At 69.8% G+C, this 23,388-nt stretch carries 22 protein-coding genes; 14 read left to right on the plus strand and 8 right to left on the minus strand.

Annotated elements, in window-relative coordinates:
- Positions 1-8: 8 nt before the first annotated feature.
- From C7389_RS18055 to C7389_RS18075, 5 genes are all read left to right on the plus strand, one after another.
- Positions 9-545 (plus strand): flavodoxin, encoded by a 537-nt coding sequence (locus C7389_RS18055; protein ID WP_133594046.1) that lies wholly within the window; start codon positions 9-11, stop codon positions 543-545.
- Between the two features lie 384 nt (positions 546-929).
- Positions 930-3,584, plus strand: coding sequence for a chemotaxis protein CheW (locus tag C7389_RS18060; RefSeq protein ID WP_211168593.1), 2,655 nt, complete (start codon positions 930-932; stop codon positions 3,582-3,584).
- Positions 3,585-3,707: 123 nt separating this feature from the next.
- Entirely contained in the window at positions 3,708-4,319 is a 612-nt protein-coding gene (locus tag C7389_RS18065; protein ID WP_133594047.1) for a hypothetical protein, read from the plus strand.
- Positions 4,320-4,505: 186 nt separating this feature from the next.
- Positions 4,506-4,967 (plus strand): GNAT family N-acetyltransferase, encoded by a 462-nt coding sequence (locus tag C7389_RS18070; protein WP_211168594.1) that lies wholly within the window; start codon positions 4,506-4,508, stop codon positions 4,965-4,967.
- Entirely contained in the window at positions 4,964-5,605 is a 642-nt protein-coding gene (locus C7389_RS18075) for a Vat family streptogramin A O-acetyltransferase (RefSeq protein WP_133594049.1), read from the plus strand. Before C7389_RS18070 ends, C7389_RS18075 begins: the two co-directional genes overlap by 4 nt.
- Positions 5,606-5,609: 4 nt before the next feature.
- Here the strand turns inward: C7389_RS18075 and C7389_RS18080 are convergent, their stop codons facing one another.
- Both C7389_RS18080 and C7389_RS18085 read right to left on the minus strand, forming a co-directional pair.
- Entirely contained in the window at positions 5,610-6,815 is a 1,206-nt protein-coding gene (locus C7389_RS18080) for an MFS transporter (RefSeq protein ID WP_211168595.1), read from the minus strand.
- Positions 6,816-6,826: 11 nt separating this feature from the next.
- A complete protein-coding gene (locus tag C7389_RS18085; protein WP_211168596.1) occupies positions 6,827-7,354 on the minus strand; it encodes a MarR family winged helix-turn-helix transcriptional regulator in 528 nt (175 codons plus the stop codon).
- A gap of 134 nt (positions 7,355-7,488) precedes the next feature.
- Between C7389_RS18085 and C7389_RS18090 the strand changes: the two genes are divergently transcribed.
- The 4 genes from C7389_RS18090 to C7389_RS18100 all read left to right on the plus strand — a co-directional run bounded on the left by C7389_RS18090 (position 7,489) and on the right by C7389_RS18100 (position 9,451).
- Positions 7,489-8,181 (plus strand): glutathione S-transferase family protein, encoded by a 693-nt coding sequence (locus C7389_RS18090; protein ID WP_133594050.1) that lies wholly within the window; start codon positions 7,489-7,491, stop codon positions 8,179-8,181.
- A gap of 95 nt (positions 8,182-8,276) precedes the next feature.
- Positions 8,277-8,618, plus strand: coding sequence for a hypothetical protein (locus tag C7389_RS18095; protein ID WP_133594051.1), 342 nt, complete (start codon positions 8,277-8,279; stop codon positions 8,616-8,618).
- Positions 8,619-8,621: 3 nt separating this feature from the next.
- Complete coding sequence (locus C7389_RS24935; protein WP_162851780.1) at positions 8,622-8,798, plus strand: hypothetical protein; 177 nt, start codon at positions 8,622-8,624, stop codon at positions 8,796-8,798.
- Entirely contained in the window at positions 8,795-9,451 is a 657-nt protein-coding gene (locus tag C7389_RS18100) for a DsbA family oxidoreductase (protein WP_133594052.1), read from the plus strand. Before C7389_RS24935 ends, C7389_RS18100 begins: the two co-directional genes overlap by 4 nt.
- A gap of 144 nt (positions 9,452-9,595) precedes the next feature.
- On the opposite strand, the gene dctP is transcribed toward C7389_RS18100, so the two are convergent.
- The 4 genes from dctP to C7389_RS18120 form a co-directional block, all read right to left on the minus strand.
- Positions 9,596-10,567 (minus strand): TRAP transporter substrate-binding protein DctP, encoded by a 972-nt coding sequence (dctP, locus tag C7389_RS18105; protein ID WP_133594053.1) that lies wholly within the window; start codon positions 10,565-10,567, stop codon positions 9,596-9,598.
- A gap of 57 nt (positions 10,568-10,624) precedes the next feature.
- Positions 10,625-11,941, minus strand: a complete 1,317-nt coding sequence (locus tag C7389_RS18110; RefSeq protein WP_133594054.1) for a TRAP transporter large permease — start codon at positions 11,939-11,941, stop codon at positions 10,625-10,627.
- A 1-nt stretch (position 11,942) separates the two neighbouring features.
- Positions 11,943-12,416: a TRAP transporter small permease gene (locus C7389_RS18115; protein ID WP_246034872.1), complete on the minus strand. Its 474-nt coding sequence runs from the start codon at positions 12,414-12,416 to the stop codon at positions 11,943-11,945.
- 515 nt (positions 12,417-12,931) lie between these two features.
- On the minus strand, positions 12,932-13,318 hold the full coding sequence (locus C7389_RS18120; protein ID WP_133594056.1) for a DUF2237 family protein: 387 nt from the start codon (positions 13,316-13,318) through the stop codon (positions 12,932-12,934).
- A gap of 267 nt (positions 13,319-13,585) precedes the next feature.
- Between C7389_RS18120 and C7389_RS18125 the strand changes: the two genes are divergently transcribed.
- The 4 genes from C7389_RS18125 (at position 13,586) to C7389_RS18140 (ending at position 18,249) form a co-directional block, all read left to right on the plus strand.
- Positions 13,586-14,212, plus strand: a complete 627-nt coding sequence (locus C7389_RS18125; RefSeq protein ID WP_133594057.1) for a response regulator — start codon at positions 13,586-13,588, stop codon at positions 14,210-14,212.
- Between the two features lie 155 nt (positions 14,213-14,367).
- Positions 14,368-15,234, plus strand: coding sequence for an ATP-binding response regulator (locus tag C7389_RS18130; protein WP_246034874.1), 867 nt, complete (start codon positions 14,368-14,370; stop codon positions 15,232-15,234).
- A 73-nt stretch (positions 15,235-15,307) separates the two neighbouring features.
- Entirely contained in the window at positions 15,308-17,590 is a 2,283-nt protein-coding gene (locus C7389_RS18135) for a PAS domain S-box protein (RefSeq protein WP_211168573.1), read from the plus strand.
- 128 nt (positions 17,591-17,718) lie between these two features.
- Positions 17,719-18,249, plus strand: a complete 531-nt coding sequence (locus C7389_RS18140) for a response regulator (protein ID WP_133594058.1) — start codon at positions 17,719-17,721, stop codon at positions 18,247-18,249.
- Between the two features lie 54 nt (positions 18,250-18,303).
- On the opposite strand, the gene C7389_RS18145 is transcribed toward C7389_RS18140, so the two are convergent.
- Entirely contained in the window at positions 18,304-19,959 is a 1,656-nt protein-coding gene (locus tag C7389_RS18145; RefSeq protein WP_133594059.1) for a cyclic peptide export ABC transporter, read from the minus strand.
- Between the two features lie 126 nt (positions 19,960-20,085).
- On the opposite strand from C7389_RS18145, the gene fhuF reads away from it, so the two are divergent.
- Complete coding sequence (gene fhuF, locus C7389_RS18150; RefSeq protein WP_133594060.1) at positions 20,086-20,877, plus strand: siderophore-iron reductase FhuF; 792 nt, start codon at positions 20,086-20,088, stop codon at positions 20,875-20,877.
- Here fhuF and C7389_RS18155 read toward each other — a convergent pair.
- The gene (locus C7389_RS18155) at positions 20,861-23,281 is read right to left on the minus strand and encodes a penicillin acylase family protein (protein ID WP_133594061.1); all 2,421 of its coding nucleotides are present in this window, start codon (positions 23,279-23,281) and stop codon (positions 20,861-20,863) included. The two genes, fhuF and C7389_RS18155, sit on opposite strands and share 17 nt — an antisense overlap.
- Between the last annotated feature and the right edge of the window lie 107 nt (positions 23,282-23,388).

The following is a 23,388-nucleotide window of genomic DNA, read 5'->3' on the forward strand; positions in this document are numbered from 1 at the left end:
TCCGTCTCATGGCAAAGATCGGCATCTTCTTCGGCACCGACACCGGCCGCACCCGGCGCGTCGCCAAGTCCATCGCGAAAAAGCTCGGCGAACTCGCCGCCGAGCCGGTGAACATCAACAAGACCACGGTGGACGACTTCCTCTCCTACGATGCCCTCATCCTAGGCACGCCGACGCTGGGCGATGGCGAGCTGCCCGGCCTGGAGTCCGGCGCCCAGAACGAAAGCTGGGCCGAGTTCCTGCCCCAGCTCGATGGCGCCGACATGAGCGGCAAGCTGGTCGCCATCTACGGCCTGGGTGATCAGGAGAAGTACGGCAACGAGTTCTGCGACGCCATGGGCCTGCTGCACGACACCATCGCCACCTGCGGCGCCACCGTGATCGGCGCCTGGCCCACCGAGGGTTACCACTTCAAGACCTCCCAGGCCGTCGTGGATGACCAGTTCGTCGGCCTCGCGCTGGACAACGACAACCAGGCCGACCTCACCGAAGAGCGGGTGGACCGCTGGCTGGAGATCATCCAGCCCCAGCTGGAAAGCGTCTGAGCCCCCGGCGCGACCGCCACCGCCGCCTCTTCCCGCCGGCCGCGCCGCCGGCGAGGCGCACGCCCCGCCCTGCTTGTGGCGCTGCAGCAACACGGCGGGGGATACCGAACCGGCGCAGCACCACTTCGGCGCAGCGGCGCCCCGCCACCACCCTTTCTGCACCAGGATGGCGCTCCCGTCCTCGTCGGCCCGCCCCCGGCCCGGCGGCCACCTCTAAGCCCAAAGCAATAGGCGGCGCGGCCTTCCGGGACGCCCGCCCTGGTCACCGCCCGCGGCCGCTCCGGCGGTATGTTTTCTGCTTGCTTTTCCTGCTTATATTCCCGCCAGGACGGCCAGGCGGGCCCCGCAGTGCAACATCATGAGACCCGCCGGAAGCGCCCCGCCATGACTGCATACAAAGGTATAGAGATAGCCCCCGGCCTGCGCCCGCTGATCCGGCACATGGAAAGCGTGGATGAATACCGAGAAATGCTGCAGCGGCTGCAGGCGGTGTGGGACAACCTGGCCCTGCTCGGCCAGCTCTCCGGCATGGCCACCGACATGGGCAGCACCCGCCAGGCCTTCGCCGACCTCACCACCAGCCTGCTCAACAACCTCGGCCTGGAGACCCGGCGCAAGGTGGTGCAGGAGATGCGCGCCCGCGCCCAGGTGGCGGTGGACATCCTCACCCGCAACCTCTTCGAGCGCACCGCCGACATCGGCTTCCTCGCCACCGACGACGATCTCCGCCGCCACGCCGCCGGCGGCGAACATGCCCCCTCGCGCGCCGCCATCGTCGCCCGCTTCCGCGACTACGTGCGCAAGTACTCGGTTTATGACGACATCGTGCTGCTGGCACCGGACGGGGAAGTACTCGCCCGGCTGGACGAGCGCTGCCCGGTCGAACACTCCGGCGACCCGCTGATCGCCGAAGCCCTGGGCACCACCGCCGCCTACCTGGAGCACTTCCGCCCCAGCGATCTCTACCCCGGCCGCGGGCCGGTGCTGCTCTACGCCTACCGCGTCACCGCCGAGGACGGCACACCGCTGGCGGTGCTCTGCCTCAGCTTCCGTTTCGACAACGAGATGGCGCGCATCTTCGCCAACCTGCGACGCGAGAGCGACTGGCATGTCATCGCTCTGCTGGACGCCGACGGCCGGGTGCTCGCCAGTTCCGACCAGCAACAGCTGCCGCTGGCCGCCCGCGTCGACACCGTGCTGGACGCCGACTGCCGGGTGGTGCGCCACGGCGGCCGCCAGTACCTCGCCGCCACGCGGCCCACCACCGGCTACCAGGGCTACACCGGCCCCGGCTGGCTCGGCCACGTCATGGTGCCGCTGGAACACGCCTTCACCGACGACGGCGCCGACCGCCTCTCGAGCGTGCCGCCGGCGCTGGTGGCCGGCGTGATGCGCAGCCCCACGCTGTTCTCCGCCGAGATGCGCAGCATCCCGGAGCACGCCGACCGCATCCAGCAGGAGCTCAACCGCTCGGTATGGAACGGCAGCGTGCAGCAAAGCCGCGCCCAGGGCTCGCTCAACACCGGCTTCTCCAAGGTGCTGCTGGGCGAGATCGGCCACACCGGCCTGCAGACGCGCGACGTGTTCGAGCGGTCCATCGGCAACCTGCACCAGACGGTGGTGTCCGCCATCCTCGGCGACAGCGAGTTCCTCGCCGCGCTGGCCATAGACATCATGGACCGCAACCTCTACGAGCGCGCCAACGACTGCCGCTGGTGGGCGCTCACCACCGCCTTCCGCGAACTGCTCGCCAGCGATCCCCACGGCGAGGCCAGCCGCCAGCGCATCGGCGCCATCCTGACCGGCATCAACGCCCTCTACACGGTCTACGACAACCTGGTGGTGTTCGACCGCCACGGCCGCGTCGTCGCCGTCTCCAACCCGGCCCATGCCGGCCAGGTCGGCAGCAGCCTCGGCGACGAGTGGGTGAGGCGCACGCTGGCGCTGGGCGACTCCCAGCAGTACGCGGTGTCCGCCTTCGAGCCGACGCCGCTCTACGCCGGCCGCCACACCTACATCTACGCCGCGCCCATCTTCTCGCCGGACGGCGCCGGCGTGGGCGGCATCGGCATCGTCTTCGACGCCGCCCCCCAGTTCGACGCCATGCTGCAGGACGCCCTGCCGCGCGACACCCAGGGCCAGCCGCTGGCCGGCAGCTTCGCGGTGTTCGCCGAGGGCAACCACCGCATCATCGCCAGCACCTTGCCCGGCCTCAGCGCTGGCGAACTGCTGCCGGTGGCAGCGGAGTTCCTCGCCGATGGCCGCTCCGGCATCGTCAGTCACCAGGGCGCCTATTACGCGGTGGGCAGCCGCCTCTCCACCGGCTACCGCGAATACAAGGGCGCGGAGGATGCCTACCGCAACGAGGTGTTCGCGCTGGTCTTCATTCCCCTCGGCCAGGTCATGGCCGACAGCGCCGCCGCGCCGGCCGGCCGCCTGCGCGCCAGCTCGCGGCGCGCCCTGGAGCCCGGCCTTGCCACCACCGAGATCGCCACTTTCCACATCGGCGAGGAATGGCTGGGCCTGCTCTGCAGCGAGGTGCTGGAAGCGGTGGACGCCGGTGGCATCACCCCCGTGCCCGGCATGCCACCGGCGGTGCGCGGCGTGCTGATGTACCAGGGCAACCCGGTGCCGGTGTTCGACCTCAAGCACGAGCTGCGCTTCGGCCGCGGCGTGGACGAGAACGGCTACCGCCAGGTGGTGATCGTGCGCGCCGGCGAAGGCAGCGGCCGCGATAACGACGCTGGCGATGGCGCGCCCTTCGGCATCCTCGCCCACGGCCTGGCGGAAACCCTGGAGGTGGCCAGCCAGCATGTGGAGCCCATCTCCACCCTGTTCCCCGGCCATGCGGCGCTCGCCGAGAGCGTGGTGCGGCCCGACCCCGGCCAGGGCCGCGACGGCATCCTGGTGGTGCTCTCCAGCCGCCGCCTGCGCCACCGCCTCGCCCGTTCCGCCGAACTGCCGGAACGCCTGCTGCCGCCACTGTCCGGCGAGCCGCCGCTGCTACGGCCAGTGCTCAGCGAGGCGGGCGCCGCCTGACCCGCCCTCCCCCCGCGGCGCCCGCTCGTGCAGCCCCGTCCGTCGCCCGGGAAAAACACAGCCCCCTCCACCCCCCGGCGGCTTGCCTAGACTGGATGAACGGCTGGCGCAAGGGAGGCGGAGATGGCTGATGAGGACGGCTCGCCCAACTGGTGGCACACCCTCCCCGGCGTCCTCACCGGCGTGGCGGCGGTGATTTCCGCACTGGCCGCCCTGGCGGCGGCAGTGCACCAGGGCGGCTGGCTGGACGGCCGCGCCGCCACAGCGGAGGACACCGCCCCTGCAACCGCGGCCGGCCACCGTACCCCGGGCGGGCCGCCGGATGCCGGCGGCTCCCTGGAACAGCCCAGCCAGCCCGACCAGGCGGTGCCCGCTGCCCGCGCGGTGGCGCTGCCGGTGCAGCGCGAATACCGGCTGGACACCGTCGCCTTCACCCTGCTGGCCGCCACCCTGTCCCCGCGCAACCCCGAGCAGGACACCCTCCGCCTGCGGCTGCGCATGCACAACCGCGACCGCTTCCCCCAGCCCTTCTGGGACCGCGACTTCCGCCTGCTGGTGGACAGCCTGCCTTCGCCGCCGGCCGAGCCGCTGGGCGAACTGGTGGAGGGCGAAGCCGCCAAGGATGGCGAGCTGCTCTTCCTGCTGCCGCGCGACACCGCCGCCGCGGTGCTGCGCATCCACCGCGGCCAGGACAGCGCCGAGATACCGCTGGACTTCACCCAGCGCGCCGGCTGAGCGGCGGGCCGGCGGCGATACACCGCACCCGCAGCCCCCGTCCTCCCGCCCGTGGGCCGCGGCGCGCGCCCGGCAGCCGGCCACCACCTTGACGCCCAAGGTTCCACCCCGCTAGCCTCGGCGCCCCCTCCACCGGATGATGACGCCATGGGCCACCCTCACAACCCGCAGCCGCCGGCCACGCCCGTGGCCTCGCCCCTCCGGCTGGAGCCGCTGGCCGCCGGCCACTACCCGGCCATCGTCGAACTGTGGGAAGCCGCAGTGCGCGCCACCCACGGCTTCCTCGCCGAGACCGACATCGCCGGAATCCGCGCGGCCCTGCCCGCCGCCTACCTGCCGGCAGTGGCGCTCTTCGGTGCCCTCGACGGCCAGGGCCGCCTGCTCGGCTTCGCCGGCACCGCCGGCGATGTGCTGGAAATGCTCTTCGTCGCCCCGGACTGGCACCGGCGGGGCGTGGGCAGCCAGTTGCTGCGCCATGCGGTCGAACAGCTCGGCATTCGCCGCGTGGATGTGAACGAGCAGAACCCGGCCGCCACCGCCTTCTACCTTGCCCACGGCTTCCGCCAGCGCGGCCGCTCCGCCACCGATGGCGCCGGCCGCCCCTACCCGCTGCTGCACCTGGAACTTTCCGGAGACGCCCAGCCATGAACGGCCCCGATCCGCTGACCCCTCACCCCATGCCCGGCTTCCCGCAGGTGTGCTACATCCGCAACACCGTCGCCAGCCCCAACATTCTCATCGGCGACTACACCTATTACGACGACCCCGAAGACGCCGAGCACTTCGAGCGCAACGTGCTCTACCACTACCCCTTCATCGGCGACAAGCTGGTGATAGGCCGCTTCTGCGCCCTGGCGCGCGGGGTGCGCTTCATCATGAACGGCGCCAACCACAAGATGTCCGGCTTCTCCACCTACCCCTTCCAGATCTTCGGCCAGGGCTGGGAGAAGGTGATGCCGGACGCCCGCGAACTACCCTACAAAGGCGACACCGTGATCGGCAACGATGTCTGGATAGGCTATGGCGCCATGATCCTGCCCGGGGTGAAGGTGGGCAACGGCGCCATCATCGCCGCCGGCTCGGTCGTCAGCCGCAATGTCGCGGCCTACACCGTGGTGGCCGGCAACCCGGCGCAGCCGGTGAAGCAGCGCTTCCCGGCCGACATCGTCGCCGCGCTGGAGGAGATCGCCTGGTGGAACTGGCCGGTGCAGAAGATCAGCCGCCACCTGGCAGAGATCGTTGGCGGCGACATCGAGGCGCTGCGGCGCTGCGCCGCGGCGGACTGAACCCTCAGGCGGCCGCGGTGGCCGCTGCCGCCGCGCCGTAGGCGAGCACGCTGCGTGGCGACAGGCGCCAGGTCATCGGCAGCATCACCAGCATCATGCCGGCCATCGCCATCCAGGCCGGCTCGAAGCCGCCCAGCGCATCCCGCAGGCCGCCGGCGAGGAAGGGCATGCAGCCGGCGATGAGGTAGCCCACGCCCTGCACGAAGCCCACCAGCACCCCGGCTTCACGCGGGCTTCCGGCGTGGTCCAGCGTTGCCACCAGCGTCAGTGGAAACAAGCCGCCGATGCCGAAGCCCAGCAGCACCATCGCCGGAATCGCCAGCGCCAACGGGGCCAGCACCACGCAGGCCAGGCCCGCCAGGCTGGCGGCGATCACCGCCACCAGCAGCAGCCTGCGGTCGTGCCAGCGCGCCACCGCCCAGGAAGCCGCCAGGCCCACCGCCACCTCGCAGGCGGTGAGGCCGGCCAGCAGCAGCCCGGCCTGCTGCGCGCTCCAGCCCAGCTGCTGGTAGTAGGGCACGTACCAGGCCAGGATCAGGGTGTAGGCGCTGGTGCCGATGCCGAAGTACAGCGCCAGCGTCCATGCCCGTAGCCGGCGCGCCACCGCCACCCCGCCGCTGGCCGTCGGGGCGACAGCTACCGCCGGCAGGGCCGGAGCGCAGCGCCGCCACAGCAGCAGCGCCGGCAACACCGGCAGCGCCCACAGCGCCATCGTCGCCTGCCAGCCCAGGCCGGCGGAGAGCAGCGGCGCCAGCGCGGCGGTGAGCGCCGCGCCGGCCATGATGGCAGTCACGTACAAGCTCATCAGCCGCCCGGCCGCGGCCGGCGCGCCCGCCTTCATCACCCCCGGCAGCAGCACCTGCACCAGCGCGATGCCGATGCCAACCGCCAGCGCCGACAGCAGCAGCCCGGCCGGCTCCGCCCACACGCCGCGCAGCGCGCTGGCCAGCAGGATCAGCACCAGGCCGATGCTCATGCCGCGCCGCATGCCCAGGCGCAGCACCCAGGCGCTGCCCAGCGCCAGCGCGCCCATCGCCATCACCGGCAGGGTGGTGAGCAGGCCGGCGGCCTGGTAGGACATGCCGGTGGCCGCGCGCAGCGACTCCAGCAGCGGGCCGACGGTGGCCAGCGGCGGCCGCAGGTTGAGGCCCACCGCCACCACCACCGCCAGCAGGAACAGCGGCGACAGCGGCGCCGGCGGGAGCTTCAACGCCGGTCCGCTCACAGCACACCTCCGTCGCCATCCGGGTGCAGCAGCATGGTCTTGAGCAGGCCGGCGAGCTGGGCGCGGCCGGCGGTGTCCAGCGGCGCGAGAAAGGACTCCATCACGTCCAGATAGTCGCCCAGCGCGCCCAGCAATGCCGCCTGCCCGGCCGCGGTCAGCACCACCACCACGCTGCGGCGATCATCCGGGTTGGCCTCGCGGCGGACGAAACCGGCCGCCTCCAGCCGGTCCAGCCGGTGCGTCATTGCCGCGGAAGAGAGCAGGATGGCCTGCACCAGCTGCTGCGGCGTCAACGCGCAAGGCGGGCCAGCGCGGTAGAGCGTGGCCAGCAGGTCGAACTCGCCCTCCTGCAGGCCGTGATCGCGGAAGCGCCGCGCCATCTCCTTCTCCACCCGCTTGCCCAGGCGGAACAGCCGGCTCATCACCGCCATCGGCGATACATCCACCGCCGGCGCCGCCGCCGCCCACTGGGCCAGCACCTTGTCCACCTGGTCGGGCATCTGCCCTGGCAAAGAATTTTCCATGACAAGAATTTCGATATCGAAACATCTAGACTAAACGAAATCTCCTGCCCGTCGCAACGGCTTGCCACCTGGCTTGCTACCCTTGGCCACCGGACCTAAAAGTAATCATGCAAATCGAAAACGGAAAAACCGCCATGGCGCAAGCACGCTTCGTCCTGCATCACGCCCCGCGCTCCCGCGCCTTCCGCGCCTTGTGGCTGCTGGAGGAAGCGGGCGCGGCCTATTCCCTGGTGCATCATGACCTCTCCAGGGGCACCCAGAAGGCGCCTGCCTTCCTGGCGCTGAACCCGGTCGGCAAGCTGCCGGTGCTGGTGGACCACGGCCCGACCGGCGACTGGTCCGCCGTGGTGTGCGAGAGCGCCGCCATCTGTGCCTATGTGGCGGACATGCTGCCGGCGGCCCGGCTGGCGCCCGCGCTGGACTCGCCGCTGCGCGGCGCCTACGCCACCTGGCTGGCCTATGTGCCCGGGGCGCTGGAGCCGGCGATGGCCGATCTGATGTTCCCCCGGCAGAGCGAACCGCCACCGCTGGCCCTGGGCTGGCCGCGCTACGACGCCGCACTGCGGCGGGTGGAAGACGCGCTGAGCCAGGGCCCCTATCTGCTGGGCCAGGATTTTTCCGCCGCCGACATCCTCACCGGCTCTCTGCTGCAGTGGCTGCAGGCCTGGCGCAGGCTGCCGGAGAGCGCGGTGTTCGAGCGCTATCTCGCAGCCCTGGCCGGGCGCGAGGGCCTGCGCCGCGCCCAGGCAGTGGAAGCGCAGCTGCTGCAGGCCCGCTCGGACGGCGACGGCAACAACGCCGGGCACTCCACCGCCACGGCCGCCTGAGCGCCTCGCCCGCCTGCACGCACTGCGCAGCCTGGATACCCCCGGCGGAACATCGCTTCGACGCCCTCACCCCCGTGACCGCAGCAGCAGCCCACGTGCCGATCGCGCTCGTCAGCCTGGTGGACGAGAACCGCCAGCGGCTCAAGTCGGCCTGCGGGCCGAGCGTGACCGAAACGCCCCGCGAGGTGTCCTTCTACGGCCACGCCATCCTCAATGACAAAGCGCTGGTGGTGGAGGATGCCGACGCCCCCCCTGCGCTGGTGGAGCGGCTGAACCAGCAAGGTCTGCGCACCCCATCGCCGACTTCGACACCGGCCATTCAGCCTCTCCGACCTGCGCCGCTTCACCGCCGACATGGTCGGCAAGCCGGATGCGCTGGCGCTGGTGGCGGGCGTCATCAGCTCGTCCACTCGCTGGATCTGCGGGTGGTCGCCTAGGGCGTGGAAACCGAAGCGCAGCAGGCGCGTCTCATCGAACTCGGCTGCGAGGAAATGCAGAGCTTCCCGTTTTCCTGCCCGGCGCCAGCCGCCGGCACGGCCGAACGCATCGGCGCCGCAGACACTTTCACCGCGCCGCCGTTACCATGGCATGCCTCCAATCACACCACGCTTCCATGACCCTGAACGTAGACCTCGTATCCGATTTCGTCTGTCCCTGGTGCTACATCGGCAAAGCCCGCCTCAACCAAGCCATTGCCGACCTGCAGCAGAAGCAGCCCGGCCTGGAGGTACGCCTCAACTGGCTGCCCTTCTTCCTCAACCCGGACACCCCGGCCGCAGGCGAGCCCTACCGCGCCTACCTGGAGAAGAAATTCGGCGGTCCGCGCGAAGTGGATGCGCTGCATGACAAGGTGGCAGCCGCCGGCGCGCCGGACGGAGTGAATTTCGCCTTCGACCGCATCGCCGTGCGCCCCTACACCCTCAAGGCCCATCGCCTCACCTATCGCGCCCAGGCCCGCGGCGATACGCCGGAGCGCGTCCACAGCCTGACCGACGCCCTGTTCCGCGCCCACTTCGAGGAAGGCCGCAACATCGGCGACACCGAGACCCTGGCCGACATCGCCGCCGCCTGTGGCGACCGCCGCGAAGCCGTCGTCGCCTACCTGAACGGCAGCGAAGGCACGGATGCGGTGAAGCGCATGGCCGAACAGGTGCGCAAGCTTGGCGTGACCAGCGTGCCCTTCTACATCGTGGATCGCCAATTCACCCTCTCCGGCGCCCAGTCCGCCGCAGTGCTGGGCGCTGGTCTGCTGCAGGCCCTGTCGAGCTGAAACGGGGGGCGGCCTGAGCTGGTAGGGGCTTGAATCGACCAGGTAGGTGGATCGGAGAGCCCGCGCCGCCGGATCAACGCCGGAATCAAGCCGGAGGTCGCTGCGGTACTCCAGCCCAGCAGCGGCCCCGGGGCGGGAAAAAGCTCAGCGACCGTTGCTGAACAGCGCCTTCAGCTTGGGCGCGTTCTGCGGCGCGGCCTGCTCGATACCCTTCCAGCCGGCATCGTAGGCCTTGGCGCGGAAGATGGCCGCCTGCTCGCCGGGCAGGTTGATGGTCTGGATGCCGGCCTTGGCCTGGCGGGCCTTCTCTTCCTCGGCCACCTTCAGGTCGTTCGCGTTCTGCGACTCGGCCCAGGCAACCTGTTTCTCGAGGAAGGCGCGCTGCGCGGCATCCAGCTTCTTCCAGGTGTTCTGGTTCATGAACAGGCTGACTTCCACGTTGTAGAAACCCGGCTCCACGCGGAACTTGGTCTTTTCCTGCCAGCCCAGGTCGAACACACCGATGGAGGGCCAGCCGTAGCCGTCCACCACGCCGCGCTCAAGCGCGGTGTAGACCTCGCCCGGCGGCACCTGCAGCGGGGTGGCGCCCACTGCCTGGAAGAAGGAGCGGTACACCGGCACGCTGCGCAGCTTCAGGCCGGAGAGATCCGAAGAGCTGACCGGTTTGTTGGAATAAACGTGGTACTGCAGGCCGTCGGAAACGCGGCCCAGCCACACCATGTTGGCCTTCTGGCGGTGGATCTCATCCAGCAGCGCATAGCCGCCGTTGGCGCGCAGCTCGGCCATGCTCTTCTCGGCCAGCGTCATGGCCAGCGCTTCCGGCACCATGTTGGCGTGGAACACGCCGGTGCTGTTGGCGATATCGACCACGCCAGCGCGCAGGGCGTTACCGACTTCGAACGGCGGCATGGATTCCGGGCCGCCGATGACCTGGATCTTCATGATGCCCTTGCCTTCGGTGTTCACCTTCTCGACGAAGGCCTTGAAGCGCTGGTTGAAGAAGGTGTCCTGGCCGAAGGCGGTGACCGCCTTCAGGGTGATCTCGGCAGCCTGCGCACCGCAGGCGAACAGGGCGAACAGGGCGCCGGCTGCGATCTTGGCGGTTTTAGGGGTCATTGCTGTTCTCTCCTTGGTACTTGGTAGTAAGACGGATTGCGGGTGTGGGCTTGGCGCTCAATTCATCATCCGCGGCAAGCCAATGGCCAGCCAGGGAACGGCGATGACCAGGCCCAGCACTGCGACTTCCATGATGATGAAAGGCATGGCTGCCCCGTAGATCTGCTGCAGGCGGATGGAAGGCGGCGCCACCGACTGCATCACCATCAGCAGCAAGCCGAAGGGCGGCGTCAGCAGGCCCAGTTCCATCGCCACCAGCATCATCACACCCAGCCAGACGGGGTCGATGCCGGCAGCGTGGGCCAGCGGCATGAAGAAGGGCAGCGTGATCATCATCATGCTGATCTGGTCGATGACGCAGCCCAGCACCAGCAGGATGGCCAGCATGCCCAGCACCAGCATCAACGGCGACAGCTGCAGCTCGTTGATCAGCGACAGCAGGCCGCTGGTGGCGCCGGAGAAGCTCAGCAGCTGGGCGAAGGTGGTGGAAGCCACCAGCACGAACAGGATCACCACAGAAACCTGGGCGGTTTCCATCAGCGACTTGTACAGCGCCTGCCAGGTCAGGGCACGGTAGAACACGGTGGCAATCACCGAGGCCACCGCGCCGATGGCGGCAGATTCGGTGGGCGACGCCCAGCCGGCCAGCATGCTGCCCACCACCGCGACGAAGATGGCGAACAGCGGCACCACGTCGCGCATGAAAGGCTTCCAGCGCTCCCAGCCCTCGGCCTTGGTGGCACTCTCGTCGGCCGGCGCCAGTTCCGGGTTGATATGGCAGCGGATGATGACGTAGCCGAGGAAGCACAGCGCCATCAACAGGCCGGGCAGGATGCCGCCGATCAGCAGCTCGGCGATGGAAATGCCCGCCAGGCTGCCCAGCATCACCGCCAGCGCGGAGGGCGGGATCAGCATGGCAATGCCGCCGACCGCCATGATCGGGCCCATCGCCATCGTCGGGTGGTAACCGCGCTTGAGCATCTGCGGCAGCATCACCCCGCCCATCATCGCGGTGTTGGCGATGGTGGAGCCCGACAGCGTGGCGAAGGTGGTGCCGCCCAGCACCGCCACCACCGACAGGCGGCCGGGCAGCTTGTTGATCAGGCGCTCGATGGCCTCGATGGCGCGGAAGGCCAGGCCGGTGTGGAACAGCACCTCGCCCATCAGCACGAAGAGCGGGATCGGCGTCAGAGAGAAACTGGTGATGGAGCCCACCGAGTTGCGCACCAACTGGCCCAGGCCGGCCTCGCCGCCGAGGAACAGCCAGGCGCCGACCAGATTGACGCCGAGGAAGGTGAAAGCGACCGGGATGCCGATGGCCATGAAGGCGAACATCAGCCCCAGCATCAGCAGGAGGGCGGAATACCATTCCATGTCAGTTACGCTCCGGGGCACGCAGGCCGCGCTGGAAGCGGCGGGCAAACTCGATGGCCAGCAGCGTGCAGGAGAGTCCCATCGGCACGTTCAGCCACCACTCGGGGAAGATCAGCACCTTGAACACCATGCTGCCCTGGGCCGCCGCGTCCTGCGCCACCACCACGGACTGCCACGCCAGCACCGCGCAGACGGCGAAGCCGAAAGCATCGGTGATCAGCTCGAGCCCACGCGCCACTGGCGCGGAGACGCCGCGCACGACGATGTCCACCCGGATGTGATCATTCAGATAGAGCAGCCAGGGCGCTGCCAGGAAGGTGGCGACCATCAGCATGTACTCGGTCATCTCCACGCCCCAGCTGATGTTGCCCATGCCGACGTTGCGCATGAAAACATCCACGCAGACGAGCACGGCCATGGCGGCGAACAGCATGGCACCGGCAACACCGCAGAGAATCATCAGGAAGTGGTACATCCCCCCGGACGGGGCTCCGGACGGCGCAGGCCCCTCGGCCGCAGCGCTTTGCAACGCCATGGTTAACCTCTCTATTGTGCTGGCTGTTCGTGATAGTTATGGTTTGTTCATGCCTAAACATATCAGGGCTAAAATTTAGTGTCCATGCGTTTTTTCGAGCCCCTGGAACGCCGGAAACGAGCCCTATTGCAGGGCACCAAGCAGGTGCGGGAAAGTGGTCCACCACCGGTATATACGGCCGGCGTATCCCGAACAGGAACGCCGCTTTCCAGGCGACCGGGACAAGCCCGCAGCACGCCTGAGCCTTGATTTGGGGCACGCAGGCACCAATTCGGCTCGCGGCAACCGCCGCTCGGGTATTCCCTGCTCCTGCGCCCGGTGCCAGGCCGGGCAGAAGTTGTGCAAAGCACAACGAAAGTCGCAGACGGCAAAACGCAGCCGCCATGGGGAAACGCGTCCTCCGCGGCCGGTTTCCTTTCTCCCCGGGTGCGCCGCGGCGAGCGCGGGCGGGCCAGCTAGTCCGCGGGCCGCGCCGGGCTCACCACTGCGTGCGCCTTCAAGGTTTCCAGTTCGACCACCCGCAATGCCGCCGAGTGGGTAGCCTCCAGCACCACCGGCGGCGCCACCCCGGCGGCCAGCGCCTCCTTCCAGCGCAGCACGCACAGGCACCAGCGGTCTCCGGGTTTCAAGCCGGCGAAACGGAACTCCGGCCGTGGCGTGGAGAGGTCATTGCCGACCGAGCGGGAGAAAGCGAGGAATTCCGCCGTCGCCCGGATGCATACCAAGTGACGGCCGAGGTCATCCACCCCGGTCTCACAGCAGCCGGTGCGGTAAAAGCCGGTCAGCGGTGCATAGCTGCAGGCAAGCAGCGGACCACCGAGAACATTGCGCGAGCTCGTCATCGCCTTTCCATGGTGTGTTGTGTATTGCGCCCGCGCGGGATGCGCAAGGCCGTGCGCGTCTCCGACAGGCGGCAACACCGGAGGTTCGGCTCCCCGCGGCCTTCCCCCGGCCGGCGCGGAGCATGACGCTGCCGCACCTTCACGCAATTTCAATATGTTGTGCCAAAAACATCTGAACAGCCGTCATTCATAACGGAACGGTGGCATTGGCGCTGAATTCATTTTTGTCGATAATGCCAATTCAAGCAAATTCAGCCGGATGGCGCCATGAGCAAAACAACCCGTGCCGCGCAGGAATTCATCAGCACAGCCCAGGCTGCGAAGCAGCTCGGCCTGTCTCTGGGCGCGGTGCAACAGATGGTGGAGAGCGGCACGCTGGAAGCCTGGAAAACCGCCGGCGGCCATCGCCGCATCCGCCAGGCGTCGGTGGATGCCCTGCTCGCCGGGCGCAGCGGCACCGCGCCCGCGCTGGAGGAGGCGCTCTCGGACCACCTGCGCATCCTCATCGTGGACGACCACCCGGCGCTGCAGCAGGCTTACCGGGAGACCTTCTCCAGCTGGGACCTTCCGCTGGAAATCGAGCAGTACGACCATCCGCTGGACGCTCTGGTCGCCGTCGGCCGCCAGCCGCCCAACCTGCTGATCACCGATCCGCACATCCACGGCATGGACGGCTTCGACATGATCCGCCGCCTGCGCGACAACCCGCTGGCCGACGACGTCGCCATCGTCGCCGTCTCCACCCTGTCCCAGCAGGAGATCGAGGCCGCCGGCGGGCTGCCCGCGGACGTCACCATCTACGGCAAGCCCATCCCCTTCCACGAGCTGCATGGCTACATGCAGGCGATGATGTCCCGCCTGCGGCGGCTGGCCGCACGCGCGCTCCGCGGCTGACGGCAACAGCGGCCGGCGTCGCATGCTTGGGGTAGGTCCGTACTTGCCCCGGCCGCCGCCACGGAGGGAAGATCGCCTGTCGGAGGGCGCCGGCGACCGCCTTCCAACGGGTTCCACGCTGCTCTGCCGCCGTCTTCCGGAGGAAGAAAGCGACAGTGGAAACACCCGGCCACACGCCTCCCAGCCCCGCCTCCCACCCGCCGCCCGCTCATCAGGCCACGCTGCTGCTGGTGGATGACGAGGGCAACATCCTCTCCGCCATGAAGCGCCTGCTGCGGCGCGACGGCTACCGCATCCTCAGCGCCGCCGGCGGCGAGGAGGCCCTCGCCCTGCTGGACCGCGAGGCGGTGGACGTCATCGTTTCCGACCAGCGCATGCCCGGCATGAGCGGCGTCGAGTTCCTGCGCCGCGCCCGCCTCTGCCATCCTCACACGGTGCGCATCGTGCTCTCCGGCTACACCGAGCTGCAGTCGGTCACCAGCGCCATCAACGAAGGCGCGGTATACAAATTCCTCACCAAACCCTGGGATGACGAGCAACTGCGCGCCAATATCGCCGAGGCCTTCCGCCACAAGGCGCTGCTGGACGAAAACCGCCGCCTGACCGACACCCTGGCCCAGCGCAACCAGGAGCTGGCGGAGGCCAACCTGCAGCTGCAACGCCTGCTGGACGACCGCGAGCACAGCATCACCCGCCACCGCAACGCGCTGGCGGTGCTGCAAGAGCTTACCGAGTTGCTGCCCTGGCCGGTGGTGGGCGTGGACGAGGATGAACTGGTGGTCGCCCTCAACGGCCGCGCCGCAGCGCTGTTCTCCACCACCGCCGGCCCGCTCGGCCGGCCCTTGGCGCAGGCGCTGCCGGAACACGCCGGCCTGCTCGCCAGCCTGCAGGGCGACAGCCAGATCCAGCTCAACGGCCGGCGCTTCCTCGCCCACGTCCGCCGCCTGGCCCACCAGCCGCCCGGCCGCGGCCGCACGGTGTTGCTGATTCCTGGGGACGACCCGGATGACATCCATCGCTGAACGCCCCCGCCCGGCCACCGCAGCCGCGCGGCCCCCGCCACCGGCACGGCAGCCTTGATCAAGGACAGCCCGCATGCCCCACCCGGCCGAACAGGATCTGACCGAACTCATTGCCCTGGGCGTCGATCCGGCGCTGCTGATGGATTCGCTGCAACTGTCGCTGGCCGACGAGAACGGCAACATCCTGTATGTGAACCAGGCTTTCTGCCGTGCCTGCGGCTACACCCGCGAGGAACTGCTGGGCCAGCCCTACCGCCTCATTGCCTCCAACCGCCAGCCGCCCGCCTTCTTCACCGCCATGTGGAACCAGCTGCGCGCCGGCGCCGCCTGGCAGGGCGAGCTCAGCAACCGCAACCGTGACGGCGGCGAGTACTGGATAGAGCTCACCATCCTGCCGGTGACGCGGACAAGCTGCGCACCGCCACCCGCGCCCGAAGGCGGCGGCGGGCAGGCTACGGGCACCGGCCCGGCCGCCGGGGCGCTGCCGCACCGCTTCCTCGGCATCGGCAAGGACATCTCCCGGGTAGTGAGCGCCGAGCGCCAGGCCAGGCGCAGCGCCGAGCGCTTCCAGGGCCTGGCGGAGACGGTGGGCGCGGCCATCATGCTGCACCGGGGCGGCAAGCTGCTCTACGTCAATCGCGCGCTGGAGCGCTGCACCGGCTACCGCCGGGAAGAGCTGCTGGAGTGCGCCTTCTTCGACCTGGTGCGCGAAGACCAGCGCGAAACCCTGCGCCAGCGCAGCGCCGCCATGCTGCGCGGCGAGGGCGAGGCGGAGGCAGAGCTGCACGAGGTGCCCATCCTCACCCGCGGCGGCGACCTGCGCTGGCTGGACGTGACGGTGGTGCGCATCGCCTACGAAACCGGCCATGCCCTGCTCGCCACCGCGCTGGACGTCACCGGCCGCAAGCAGGCCGAGGCCGCCCAGCAGCATATCCAGCAGGTGCTGCAGCAGATCGTGCAGGGCAGCCCGGTGCCCACTTTCGTCATCGACTCCGCCGGTGTCGTCACCCATTGGAACCACGCCTGCGAGCTGGTGACGGACACCCCGGCCAGCCAGATGCTGGGCCGCGGCGCCGCCTGGGAGGCCTTCTACGAGTACGAGCGGCCGGTGCTGGCGGAACTGATCGTCACCGGCGACATCGAGCGCCGCATCGACAGCTACTACCACGGCAACGTCCGCCGCTCGCCCATCATCCCCGGCGCCTACGAGGCGGAGCTGTTCTTTCCCCGCTCCGGCGACCACGGCCGCTGGCTGTTCTTCACCGCCGCGCCGCTGCGCGACCTCGACGGCCGCATCATCGGCGCCATCGAAACCCTGGTGGACATGAGCGAGCGCAAGCAGGCGGAGGAGGCCCTGCGCCGCGCCCGCGCCGAGCTGGAGAGCAAGGTGGAGCAGCGCACTGCCCAGCTCGCCAGCGCCAAGGCCGAACTTGAGGCGGACGTGAGCCGGCGTGCCGCGTCGGAGCAGGAGGCCCTGCGCCGCAACACCGAACTCACCGAGCTCAACGCCCGCCTGCAGGACGCCCAGCAACAGCTGCTGCAATCGGAGAAACTCGCCTCCATCGGCCAGCTCGCCGCCGGCGTGGCGCACGAGATCAACAACCCCATCGGCTATGTGCAATCCAACCTCGGCACGCTGGAGCGCTACCTGGCCGGCCTCGGCGCGGTCGCCAGCGCCTTGGCTGCCGCCGCCGCACAGCTGCCCCCCGAGCACCCCGCCGCCATCGCCGCCCGGCAGGCGCGGGAGGCGCATGACTACGACTTCATCATGGAAGACCTGCCGGCCTTGCTGCGCCAATCGCGCGAGGGAGTGGACCGGGTGCGCAAGATCGTCGCCGACCTGAAGGACTTCTCCCGGGTGGATAGCGGCCAGGACTGGCAATGGTCCGATCTGCACGCCGGGCTGGACTCCACCCTCAACATCGTCAACAACGAGATCAAGTACCGCGCCGAAGTGGTGAAGGAGTACGCCCGGCTGCCGGAGGTGGAATGCCTGCCCTCGCAGCTCAACCAGGTCTTCCTCAACCTGCTGGTGAACGCCGCCCATGCCATTCCGGACGGCCGCATGGGCCGCATCCTCATCCGCACCGGCCACGATGCGGCGGCCGGCAAGGTCTGGGTGGAGGTGAGCGACGATGGCGTCGGCATTCCGCCGGAGTTGATCAAGCGCATCTTCGACCCCTTCTTCACCACCAAGCCCATCGGCAAGGGCACCGGCCTGGGCCTGTCGCTCGCCTATGGCATCGTCAAGAAGCACGGTGGCGAGCTGCAGGTGGAGAGCGAGCCAGGCCAGGGCAGCCGCTTCCGCGTGATGCTGCCGGTGCGGCGCGGCGACGGCGCGGCGGGCGCGGCATGAGCGCGCCCGCCTGTCCTGCCGACGGCCGGTCGCCGCGGGCCGAACTTCGGCCGGCGCACACAGTCTGCCCCCGCACGGACCGCCGCAGCGGGAACGGCCCTGCCCCCACGGCATGGAAGGAGAATGCGATGCGTATTCTGCTGGTCGACGATGAGAGCCATGTGCTGGCCGCCCTGGTCCGCCTGCTGCGGCATGCGCTGCCGAAAGCGGCGCAGGTGGAATCCCACAGCTCGCCACGCGCCGCGCTCGCCCGCGCCACCGAGGTGCCCTTCGACACGGTGCTGTGCGACTACCGCATGCCGGAGATGGACGGCGTCGCCTTCCTCAAGGCCTTCCGCGACATCCAGCCCCAGGTGCCGCGCCTCATCCTCTCCGGCGTCACCGACTTCGACGTGCTAATGAACGCGGTGAACGAGGTCGGCCTCTACCGCTACCTGATCAAGCCGTGGGAGGACCAGGAGATCGTCGCCGCGGTGCGCGACTCTGCGATGGCCCACCTGCGCGAGGAAGAAGCCCGCCGGCTGGCCGACGAGCGCCGCGCCGAACTGGGGCACCTCAGCCCGGAGGAACTGGAGAAGCAGCGCCTGGAGGCGGAGGAACCCGGCATCACCCGGGTGCGCTGGGGGCCGGACGGCGCCATCCACCTGGATGAAGACTGAGGGACCGTCCCCGCCTCCACGGCCTCGCCCACCGGCGGCAGCGCCGCCGGCCCGTCAGGCGACGGTGCTCTGCAGCACCGGCCGCTCCGCCTGCGGCGACGCCGCGGCACCTTCGACCAGCCGCCCATTCTCCAGCCGCAGCAAGCGGTCGCCGAGGCCGAAGTAGCGGTCGTCGTGGGAAATCACCAGCACCGCCTTGCCCTGGGCGCGCAGCTCCGGCAGCAGCTCGCGGTAGAACACATCCTTGAACACCGGATCCTGGTCCGCCGCCCATTCGTCGAAGATCAGGAAAGGCCGGTCCTCCAGGCAGGCCACCACCAGCGCGAGGCGCTTGCGCTGGCCCTGGGACAGCGCCTGGGTACTGAAGGCGCCGCCGCTCACCTTCACCTTGTGCTGCAGATGCAAGCGCGCGAGCAGGCGGTTGCCGGCCTCGTCCAGGTCCGGCCGGCTGGCTTCCAACAGGCGCTCGAAGAGGTGGAAATCGGAGAAGATGGCCGAGAACAGCTGGCGGTAGCGGTCGCGGTTGAAATCCTCGATGCGTTCGCCGTTCAGCCACACCTCGCCGGCCTCCGGCGCATACAGCCCCACCAGCAGCTTGGCCAGCGTGGTCTTGCCGCTGCCGTTGCCGCCGACCAGGAAGGTCACCGTGCCGGGGCGGAACTCCAGGTCCAGCGGCCCCAGCTCGAAGAAGTCGTCGCTCTGCTCGTGGTAATAGCGGTGCTTCACGCCCTTCAGCAGCAGGCTGTTGAGCCGCAGCGGCGGCGGCACACCCACCGCCTCGGCCATCGCCGCGCCGGGAATCTCGCGGGTGATCTCCTCGATGCGGTCGGCCGCCACCTTGGCCAGGTTGGCGCGGGGAATGTTGAGCAGCAGCACCTCCAGCGGCGTCACCATGTAGAGGAAGACCAGCGCGAAGCCGGTCATGATGGTGGTCCGGTCCGGCACGTCGCCCACCAGCACGAACAGCACCAGACCGATGAAGGCGTAGATCAGGAAGCTGCCCCAGCTCGCCGAGGCGACGAAGATGGACATGCCGAGCGCGCGGCTGCTGCGCACCGCCTCGATGGAGCTGCCCAGCACCTCGCTGCCGAAGGTGCGCCGCTTGGCGCGGTTCAACCGCAGCTCCTTGGCGCCCTCGGTGAGCGCGCGGAAATGGCCGAACAGCTTGTCCTGCTCCTGCGAGGCGGTCTTGAGGTGGCGGATCGCCAGCAGGTGCGCCAGGTGGTAGCCCAGCGAGCCCAGGCCGATGGCCACCACCGCGGCGAGGAAGATCTTCCATGACAGCAGCGCCATGTAGACCAGGCAGCCGGCCACCACCACCGCGTTGGTGAGGATAGCCGGCACGCTGACGAAGAACTGGGCGACGTTGTTGCTGTGCTCCGACAGCGCCGACTGCACCCGCGGCCCGCCAGCCAGCTCCAGCCGGCGGAAATCCGCCGCCAGCACCCGCGCCGAGATGTAGTGGCGCAGTTCGGCCAGCGCGTGCTGGCCCAGGCGTTCGAACAGCACCGCCGAGAGCGTGCGGGTGAGCATGGCGGCCAGGGCCAGCCCGGCGAAGGTCCACGCCAGGCTGCCGTAGCGGCTGGCATCGGCGGTGAGCGCGGTGGTGATCTGCGCCAGCAGCAGCACGCCGCAGACGCCGGAAATCACGCTGGCGGCAGCGGCAGCCAGCAGCAGCCAGCGGGATTGCTGGATGAGGTGAGAAAGCACGTCGGCCTCGACAGTCAGGGGAACACAAGAGACAGACGATTGGCGCGCCGGGAGATTTAGTCGCCCAGGGTAAACAGCGGGCGCGGCGGCTCGTCATCCAGGCAGGAGACTGCGCTGGAGCAATATGTGATCGAGCTGTTGAAGCCCCTGTTCCGCGGCGAACTGGCCGCCCTTGGCGAAGCGCTGGTGTGCGGCGATCCGGCCGCGCCCGGCCTGCAGCCGCTGGCCGCCCTGCTGGCCTCGCCGGCGGCGCTGGATGCGCTGCTCGCCCGGCATGCCGCCTTCCGCCGCTGCGACGACCTGCGGCCGGTCGCCTCCGCCTGGATGCTGGATTACGCCGGCGTGCTGCTGCCGGCGGTGGTGGCCGGCGCCAGCGTGCTGCAGCACCTCTTTCCGGTGGCCGCCGGCAGCGTCGCCCTGCAGCTGGACGAACATGCCAGGGTGCGCGCGGTCGTCATCCCCACGCTGGGCCATGCAGCACCGGGGCAGGACAGCGCCAGCCGCTACCGCCCCCTGCTGGACGGCCACCTGGCGCCCCTCATCGCCCGCCTCTCGGAAGGGGCGGGGCTGCCGGAAAAACTGCTGTGGGGCAGCGTGTCGCGCTGGCTGGAGCCCATCCTGGAACAGGCCGCCGCAGCCGCCGCCGGCCTGCCGCCGCTGGCCGCGCTGGTGGCCGCCGACCACGCTTACCTGCTGGAACAGGAGAAGTGGCCGGATGGCCGGCGCAATCCCCTGTTCGGCCGGCGCAAGCACGCCGCTCCCCAAGGCACTCCGCCGGGCGGCCACGGCAAGCCCATCCTGCTGCACCGCCAGTGCTGCCTCTACTACCGCCTGCCGGGTGAAAGCCACTGCGGCGCCTGCCCGCTTTCGCCCGCGCTGCGGCGGGCGCGGGGCAGCGCCCTCAAGGATGCAGCCTGATGCGCCTGAGCGCCGGATCGGCAGCGATCTCCGCCTCGGTGAAGGGGAAGCGCAGCCAGTCCTGCCGCGCGTAGCGCAGCACCGGCGCCGCACCCGGCCCGCCCTGCAGCGCACGCTCGTCGTTGCCGTGCGGCAGCAGGGTGTGGGCTTCAACGCCACGGCCGGCCGCGCCCTCACCAACGAAGCGCACCACCTGCAGGTAGCTGTTGCCGTGGCTGTCGGCATTCATCCGGTAGCTGGCCGCGCCGGCGCAGGCGATGGTGAAGTAGCCCTGCAGATCGCAGCCACCGAACAGCGCCACCTCACCGCGCGCGGTCGCCACCGTGAGCGCGCTGCCGCGCCGTGCATCCAGCGCCAGCCCGGCTTTCCGCTGGGCGAGGATGGCCGCGCCCAGCGCCTCCGCCACCCGCGGGTCGGCCGCCGCCGGCCCAGCCGGCGTATCCAGCGGGCGGGTGCGGTCGAAGGGCACGCGGTAGAACTCGGCCGCCGGAATCCGCCGCAGGCGGGCCCACCAGGCATCCCACAGCAGCGATCCGCGATCCTCCGCCCCGCCCTTGTCCTGCCAGCCGGCCAGCAGCCGGCAGGCCGGGGCGGTGTTCACTTCCGCCGGCGATGCCAGCGCCTCGCCGCTGAGCAGGTCGCGCTTCACCGTCACCGCCGGCGAGGCGCATGCCGCCGCCAGCAAGGGTTGCTTGAAGCGGATGGCCGAATGCACCCGGGCGTCCAGCACCTCCCGGCGCAGCATGCGCGCCAGTTCGCGGGCAGAACCCGCCCGTGCACGCAGCAACCCGCCCGCCAGCGCATGGCCGGCCTGGCCGCGCAGCGACAGCTCCTCGCCCTCACCGCCGAGAATGCGGTCATAGCCTTCCAGCGGCTGCACCGGCCGGGTGAGCCAGTAGCTGTCGTTCATGTTGGCGACGTAGTCGGTGGCGAACAGCGCCGGCATGCGTGCCGGCGGCAGGGAGCCGGCCACCGGCGCCGCCGGCTCCGTCGCCCAGGCGCAGTCGGAACGGCTGCCATCCAGCAGCGGGGCGTTGCGGTCCAGGGTGGCGAAGGCCGGCGCCAGCGCGCCGGCACAGCGCTGGCGCAGCGCGTCCGACACATTCGGCACCGCGCCGATGTCGGCGAACCAGACGCGGCCGTCGCCACGGCCGATGGCGACGGTATTCACCCAGGGCACACCGCCCTCCTCGCGCTGGATGGCGGCGAACTCGTCCAGCGATTTCGCCTGGTTCCAGCGGAAGAAGGTCTCGAAGCTGCGGAAGTTGCCGGCATTGATGTCGCGCAGCGCCAGCGCGCGCTCCCGCCCCCAGGCGAAGGCCGGCGAGCGGGCACCGAAATCCACCAGCAGCCCCTGGCGGCTGCGGTAGAGGGTACGGCTGACGGTGGCGATGCTGCCATCCGCCTGACGCACTCCGACCGTGACCTGCCGGCGCTGCATCTTCTCGACCGCGCCGTCGTAGCGGTAGGCGGTGGGGTCGGCCGCATCCAGCGCCAGTTCGAACAGGCCGAAGCGGCGCGCCGCGGAAACGGTGTGGCTCCAGGCGATGTGCTCGTTGAAGCCGATGACGATCACCGGCACGCCGAGAAAGGACACCCCGGCGACGTTGAGCCGGCCGGGTATGGTCAGGTGGGCCTGGTAGAAACGGTCCGGCCCGCCCCAGAACCAGTGCGGGTTGCCAAACAGCACGCCGGCGTCCTCGCCGCTGGCCTCCCGCCCCAGGGCGATGACGTTGCTGCCCAGGCCCGGCATTTCTCCGACCGCATGCGCCAGGCGCTCGGCCACGTCGTCGGCGAGCGCGCCGGTGTCGGGGCCGCCTGGCGGCCTGGCGTTGACGATCTGCGGGATGAAGCGGCTGTAGCCGCCCGCCAGGCCGGCGGCATACATGCGGCGGTAGATGTCGTCGGCGCCAATCTCCGCCACCCAGGGCTCTCCAGCGCAGGCGCGCCGCTGCGCGCTCTGCTGTGCCTTGAGCTGCCGCAGCGCGGCGTTGTAGCCGGCGGCGAAGCCCTCGGACAGGGCCTGTAGGTCGGCAGGCTGGTGCTGCCGGTAGGCGGCGACCTGTTCATCCGCCACCAGGCTGCGGAAGAAGAAGTCCAGTTCCAGGTTGGTGGCACGGCCGAAGGTGGAATTGCGCGCCGGCCGCCCCTTGGCGCCAAAGTGGAAGGAGCGCTGCCCGCGGTAGGTGACGAAGGCTTCGGCCAGCGTGCACAAGGCATCCTCCGCCTGGGCGTGGCCGTAGCCGTAGCCGAGCTCGCGCCAGCCAGAAGCCAGGATGTGGGGAATGCCATCGGCTGTGCGGCGGATCTCGACTGCGGCAGTGGCCGGTCCGCCAGGTGCCCCCAGCAGCAGGGCAAGCGCGAGAGCGGGCCAGCCCCGGAAACGGGCGGAGCAGGCACGCATCCGCAGATGCGTGCGCCAAGGCCAAACAGCGGCTGAGGACATGCGGCTTCCTTGAAACGCCCTTGTGGGGGACCTTCTTTAAATACCCGGCTCACCGTTGCGGCAAG

It is taken from the genome of Azoarcus indigens (genome assembly GCF_004361735.1).
Lineage (GTDB): Bacteria > Pseudomonadota > Gammaproteobacteria > Burkholderiales > Rhodocyclaceae > Azoarcus > Azoarcus indigens.

Excerpts from the sequence above, each read along its gene's own strand:
- C7389_RS18060 (WP_211168593.1), top strand. The coding sequence starts at position 930 with ATGACTGCATACAAAGGTATAGAGATAGCCCCCGGCCTGCGCCCGCTG.
- C7389_RS18140 (WP_133594058.1), top strand. The coding sequence starts at position 17,719 with ATGCGTATTCTGCTGGTCGACGATGAGAGCCATGTGCTGGCCGCCCTG.
- C7389_RS18125 (WP_133594057.1), top strand. The coding sequence starts at position 13,586 with ATGAGCAAAACAACCCGTGCCGCGCAGGAATTCATCAGCACAGCCCAG.
- C7389_RS18065 (WP_133594047.1), top strand. The coding sequence starts at position 3,708 with ATGGCTGATGAGGACGGCTCGCCCAACTGGTGGCACACCCTCCCCGGC.
- dctP (WP_133594053.1), bottom strand. The coding sequence starts at position 10,567 with ATGACCCCTAAAACCGCCAAGATCGCAGCCGGCGCCCTGTTCGCCCTG.
- C7389_RS18110 (WP_133594054.1), bottom strand. The coding sequence starts at position 11,941 with ATGGAATGGTATTCCGCCCTCCTGCTGATGCTGGGGCTGATGTTCGCC.
- C7389_RS18090 (WP_133594050.1), top strand. The coding sequence starts at position 7,489 with ATGGCGCAAGCACGCTTCGTCCTGCATCACGCCCCGCGCTCCCGCGCC.
- C7389_RS18115 (WP_246034872.1), bottom strand. The coding sequence starts at position 12,416 with ATGTACCACTTCCTGATGATTCTCTGCGGTGTTGCCGGTGCCATGCTG.
- C7389_RS18085 (WP_211168596.1), bottom strand. The coding sequence starts at position 7,354 with ATGGAAAATTCTTTGCCAGGGCAGATGCCCGACCAGGTGGACAAGGTG.
- C7389_RS18135 (WP_211168573.1), top strand. The coding sequence starts at position 15,308 with ATGCCCCACCCGGCCGAACAGGATCTGACCGAACTCATTGCCCTGGGC.
- C7389_RS18055 (WP_133594046.1), top strand. The coding sequence starts at position 9 with ATGGCAAAGATCGGCATCTTCTTCGGCACCGACACCGGCCGCACCCGG.
- C7389_RS18155 (WP_133594061.1), bottom strand. The coding sequence starts at position 23,281 with ATGCGTGCCTGCTCCGCCCGTTTCCGGGGCTGGCCCGCTCTCGCGCTT.
- C7389_RS18100 (WP_133594052.1), top strand. The coding sequence starts at position 8,795 with ATGACCCTGAACGTAGACCTCGTATCCGATTTCGTCTGTCCCTGGTGC.
- C7389_RS18075 (WP_133594049.1), top strand. The coding sequence starts at position 4,964 with ATGAACGGCCCCGATCCGCTGACCCCTCACCCCATGCCCGGCTTCCCG.
- C7389_RS18120 (WP_133594056.1), bottom strand. The coding sequence starts at position 13,318 with ATGACGAGCTCGCGCAATGTTCTCGGTGGTCCGCTGCTTGCCTGCAGC.